Source organism: Allobacillus halotolerans (assembly GCF_018967645.1).
In the GTDB taxonomy this organism is placed as follows: Bacteria; Bacillota; Bacilli; order Bacillales; family Alkalibacillaceae; genus Allobacillus; species Allobacillus halotolerans.
The window spans coordinates 1-1,024 of the sequence record NZ_JAHLZF010000067.1 but is presented as its reverse complement, the minus strand read 5'-3'; the positions used below and the strand labels follow the sequence as shown (position 1 = coordinate 1,024).

At 34.6% G+C, this 1,024-nt stretch carries 1 protein-coding gene; it reads left to right on the top strand.

What is annotated here, in order from left to right; translation table 11 throughout:
* Positions 1 to 1,024 (top strand): BppU family phage baseplate upper protein (locus KQ486_RS14050; protein WP_216687996.1); only part of this gene is annotated, 1,024 nt, incomplete at both ends.

Below are 1,024 nucleotides of genomic sequence, written 5' to 3'. Positions count from 1 at the left end.
TAAAAGATGTTGAAACGAGAATAAAAAATGATGGTGTTGACTTAGGTGACATTGGCTGTCGATTTTACACTGAAGATGAAAATACAGCATCTATAAGAATAGGTATCAATGACAAACAAGGTCGTATCGATCTAAAAGCACATGGCTTAACACCTAGATTACATTTGTTTATGGAAGATGGCTCTATATTCAAAAATGAGCCCCTTATTATCGACGATGTTGTAAAAGGATTCATTACCTACAAGATACCTAAAAAGGTTATCAAACACGCTGGTTATGTTCGTTGTAAGCTGTTTTTAGAGAAAGAAGAAGAAAAAATACATGTCGCGAACTTTTCTTTCAATATCGTTGATAGTGGTATTGAATCTGCTGTAGCAAAAGAAATCGATGTTAAATTGGTAGATGATGCTATTACGAGAATCTTAAAAGATAACGCGACAGATTTATTGAGCAAAGACTTTAAAGAGAAAATAGATAAAGATGTCATTTCTTACATCGAAAAGAATGAAAGTAGATTTAAAGGTGCGAAAGGTGATAAAGGCGAACCGGGACAACCTGGTGCAAAAGGTGAAGCAGGTAAAAAAGGAGAACAAGGCGCACCCGGTAAAAACGGTACTGTAGTATCAATCAATCCTGACACTAAAATGTGGCAAATTGATGGTAAAGATACAGATATCAAAGCAGAACCTGAGTTATTGGACAAAATCAATATCGCAAATGTTGAAGGGTTAGAAGATAAATTGCAAGAAGTTGAAAAAATCAAAGATACAACTCTCAACGACTCTAAAACGTATACGGATACAAAAATTGCTGAACTAGTTGATAGCGCGCCTGAATCTATGAACACATTAAGAGAATTAGCAGAAGCAATACAAAACAACTCTATTTCAGAAAGTGTATTGCAACAGATTGGCTCAAAAGTTAGTACAGAAGATTTTGAGGAATTCAAACAAACACTAAATGATTTATATGCTCCAAAAAATCATAATCATGACGAGCGGTATGTTTTGTCATCTCAAGCTTT